The sequence below is a fragment of the Pseudomonas sp. PA-1-6B genome (genome assembly GCF_021609545.1).
GTDB classification, from domain to species: Bacteria; Pseudomonadota; Gammaproteobacteria; order Pseudomonadales; family Pseudomonadaceae; genus Aquipseudomonas; species Aquipseudomonas fluorescens_BV.
This window is the reverse complement of sequence record NZ_WJZM01000105.1, coordinates 1-3676: the sequence shown is the minus strand read 5'-3', so window position 1 is coordinate 3676 and position 3676 is coordinate 1. Positions and strand designations below refer to the sequence as shown.

General features: G+C 63.9%; 4 protein-coding genes. All 4 read right to left on the bottom strand.

Annotation, left to right across the window (positions count from 1 at the left end; translation table 11 throughout):
• A partial coding sequence (locus tag GIV35_RS26975; RefSeq protein ID WP_236491455.1) for a vWA domain-containing protein occupies nucleotides 1–880 on the bottom strand: 880 nt, incomplete at its 3' end.
• Nucleotides 873–1367: a DUF4381 domain-containing protein gene (locus tag GIV35_RS26970; protein WP_003190798.1), complete on the bottom strand. Its 495-nt coding sequence runs from the start codon at nucleotides 1365–1367 to the stop codon at nucleotides 873–875. The genes GIV35_RS26970 and GIV35_RS26975, both read right to left, overlap by 8 nt.
• Nucleotides 1364–2296, bottom strand: coding sequence for a DUF58 domain-containing protein (locus tag GIV35_RS26965; RefSeq protein ID WP_034126021.1), 933 nt, complete (start codon nucleotides 2294–2296; stop codon nucleotides 1364–1366). Before GIV35_RS26965 ends, GIV35_RS26970 begins: the two co-directional genes overlap by 4 nt.
• 5 nt (nucleotides 2297–2301) lie before the next feature.
• On the bottom strand, nucleotides 2302–3261 hold the full coding sequence (locus GIV35_RS26960; protein ID WP_020301524.1) for an AAA family ATPase: 960 nt from the start codon (nucleotides 3259–3261) through the stop codon (nucleotides 2302–2304).
• Nucleotides 3262–3676 lie beyond the last annotated feature (415 nt).

Sequence of the window (3676 nt, the reverse complement as noted above, 5' to 3'; positions counted from 1 at the left end):
GTTGTTGTTCCACGGGCTCGAGGGTGTCGAGGGTGTCCTTGATCTTCAGCAGTTCCTCGCCGTCCCGGGCGCGGAAATACTGGCCGCCGGTGGTCTCGGCCAGTGCCTTGAGCGCCGGTTCGTCGAGGTCCAGGCTCGGGTTTACGCCAAGGATGCCCAGGGAGCCGGTTTGCTCGGGGTCGGCGCCGATGCCGATGGGGTAGATTTTCACGCCTTCCTCGGCCGCCAGGCGCGCGGCGGTCAACGGGTCGATCTGCCCGGCGTTGTTGGCGCCGTCGGTGACCAGGATCAGCACACGGCTTTGCGCCGGGCGCTGGCGCAGGCGTTTTATGGCCAGGCCGATGGCGTCGCCGATGGCGGTGTTCTTGCCAGCAATGCCGATGCGCGCTTCATCCAGCCAGGTGCGCACGGTGCGGCGGTCAAAGGTCAGGGGCGCTTGCAGGTAGGCTTGGCTGCCGAACAGGATCAGGCCCACGCGGTCACCTTCACGCTCCTCCAGAAAGTCTCCCAGCAGGTGCTTGACCAGGGCCAGGCGGCTGACGTCTTCGTCCTGCCAATGCATGTCGGGAAAATCCATGGAGCCAGAGACATCCACCGCCACCAGCAAATCCCGGCCGCTGGCAGCAATCGGCAAGGGTTCGCCCAGCCATTGCGGGCGGGCGGCGGCGGTCAACAGCAGCAGCCACAGCACCACGAATGGGGCTTGCTGGCGCCAGCCGGGCAGGTTGGCGCGGGCACGGCGGCGGGCCAGGCCTTCGAGGTCGCTGAGGTAGCTGACTTTGAGCGCCGGTTCGCCGCTGTCGGCCACGGGCAGCACCAGGCGCATGACCCAGGGCAGTGGCAACAGGGCGAAGATCCACGGCCAGGCGAACTCAAACATGTTTGCGAATCCAGGTGTCGACGGCTTGGGTGAGGCCGGCGATGGCTTTGTCGTCGAGCTTGCATTCGGGTTTGTAGGCGCCTTCCACCAATACCATCCAGCGCGTCAGGCCGGCGGCGGGGCAGCGGTTGTCGAGGAAGGCCAGCCATTTACGCCCGTTGAGGGTATGGCTCTGGCTATAAGGGTAGTCGTTACGGCACAGGCGCTTGAGCAGGCCGTTGAGTTGCTGCAGCCAGGCGCCCGCAGGCGCACCGTCGTAGGGCTTGGGCATCAAAGCCAACTCGGCCAGGGCGGCGATACGCAACGGGTCCAGCGGTTGTTCGGCGCGGGCCACAGGGCGGCGGGCCGGCAGGAAACGGCGCAGCCACCACAAGCCCCAACCGAGCAGTGGGATCACCAGCAGCAACAGCCACCAGCCCGGCGCCGGTGGCCAGAAGCCAATGGCGGGCGGGGCGATCAGCGGTTGCAGTTGGTCCAGGCTGCTCATGGTTTTTTAACCGGGCGTTGCGGGTTGAGGTATTCGCGCAGTTGCTCGACCATTTCACTCTGGGTGCTCAAGGGCATCAACAACAGCCGCAGTTTCTGCGCGAGCAGTTCCCAGCGGGCGATACGTGCTTCGGCCTGGGCCTTGTAGGCCTGGCGCAGGTCGATGTTCAGCGTGTCCAATTCCAGTTGCGCACCTCTTTGCGCGAAACGCAGCAGCCCGGCGGCGGGCAGGGCGTGGTCCAACGGGTCAGAGATTGGCAACAACAGCAGGTCGCAATGGCGCGCCAGCAGGCTCAGCTGTTGCTCGGCGCCTTCGGTGAGGGCGCGCTCATCACAGATCACCACCACCAGGCTGCCGGGGCGCAGCACCTCGCGGCCACGGCGTAAGGCCATGCCCAGGGCATCCGCTTCCGGCTGACGCTCGGTGTTCAGGCTCTGGTTGACCCGCACCAGCCGGTTGAGCAGTTGCAACAGGCTCTGTTTGCTGCGCCGTGGCTTGATCTCGTAGTGCTCGTTGTCGCCGAACACCAGCCCGCCCACCCGGTCGTTATGGCCAAGAGCGGCCCAACCGATCAGGCTGGCGGCCTGGGCGGCAAGCACCGACTTGAACATTTGCCCCGAGCCGAAAAACAGCCGGCAACTTTGTTCGACCATGATGAAAATCGGCCGTTCGCGCTCTTCGTGGAACAGCTTGGTGTGCGGCTCCTGGGTACGCGCGGTGACGCGCCAGTCGATGGTGCGCACGTCGTCGCCGGCCTGGTACACGCGCACCTGGTCGAAATCGACGCCACGCCCGCGCAGCTTGGAGTGATGCAGGCCCACCAGTGGGCTACGCTGGCCAGGCGTGGAGAACAACTGCACCTCACGCACGCGGTGGCGCATCTCAATCAATTCACTGAGGGTTACGCGGATGCCATCGCTTGCGTTCATCGACTTCAAGCGACGGCAACGACGTCGAGAATGCGTTGCACCACGCGGTCCTGGTCGACACCGGCGGCTTCGGCCTCGAACGACAGGATGATACGGTGACGCAGCACGTCGAACAGCACCGCCTGGATATCTTCCGGGCTGACAAAATCGCGACCGGCCAACCAGGCATGGGCCCGGGCACAACGGTCCAGAGCGATGGAGCCACGAGGGCTGGCGCCATAGGCGATCCACTCGGCCATTTCCGGGTCGAACTTGGCAGGGGTGCGCGTGGCCATCACCAGTTGCACCAGGTATTCCTCCACGGCATCGGCCATGTACAGGCCGAGGATTTCCTTGCGGGCGGCAAAGATGGCCTGTTGGCTGACCCGGCGCTCGGGCTTGGTTTCGCCATTGAGTGCTTCGCCACGAGCTTGCTGCAGGATGCGGCGCTCGACGGCGGCGTCCGGGAAGCCGATCTTGACGTGCATCAGGAACCGGTCGAGCTGGGCTTCGGGCAGCGGGTAGGTGCCTTCCTGCTCGATGGGGTTTTGCGTGGCCATCACCAGGAACAGCGGCGACAGCTCGTAGGTGCTGCGGCCCACGCTGACCTGGCGCTCGGCCATGGCTTCGAGCAAGGCCGACTGCACCTTGGCCGGGGCACGGTTGATTTCGTCTGCGAGCACCAGGTTATGGAAGATCGGCCCCTGCTGGAATACGAAGCTGCCGGTTTCCGGACGATAGATCTCGGTGCCGGTGATATCGGCGGGCAACAGGTCGGGGGTGAACTGGATACGATGGAACTGCGCTTCGATCCCTTCGGCCAACTCCTTGATCGCCTTGGTCTTGGCCAGCCCCGGCGCGCCTTCGACCAGCATATGGCCGTCAGCGAGCAGGGCGATCAGCAGGCGATCAATGAGTTTTTCCTGGCCGAGAATCTGCGTAGAAAGAAAGGTTCGCAGCGCAAGCAGCGCTTCACGATGTTCCATCGATGACGGTTCCTGGAAAGATGAGCCTGGGTGTCGTGACAGAACACCGGGCCTGGGGCGTTTACTTTAATGCATCGCGGGGTGCGGCGACTAACGGCTTGATGGGTATTTTTGGCGAAACTTACAGGATTGCGGTGTGAGAGGCATAACAGTTGGGTAGGTAGAGCACGGTCACTGTGGGAGCTGGCTTGCCTGCGATCCAGTCAACTCGGTGATTCAGGCACACCGAGTCGATACCTTCGCAGGCAAGCCAGCTCCCACAGTTGATCGCGCCCGGCCACACACTCCACGATGCGAAGCGAGCCGCTCTTGCTCTTGATCTGCTTTTGATCTTGATCTTAAGCGCCCCGTCAAACCACGCTGGCCGGAATTCGACAGGGATTTGGGGGGTAAACCGGCAGGGATGCCGGTTTAG

Coding starts and splice junctions, on each gene's coding strand:
- GIV35_RS26970 (WP_003190798.1), bottom strand. CDS start 1,367: ATGAGCAGCCTGGACCAACTGCAACCGCTGATCGCCCCGCCCGCCATT.
- GIV35_RS26965 (WP_034126021.1), bottom strand. CDS start 2,296: ATGAACGCAAGCGATGGCATCCGCGTAACCCTCAGTGAATTGATTGAG.
- GIV35_RS26960 (WP_020301524.1), bottom strand. CDS start 3,261: ATGGAACATCGTGAAGCGCTGCTTGCGCTGCGAACCTTTCTTTCTACG.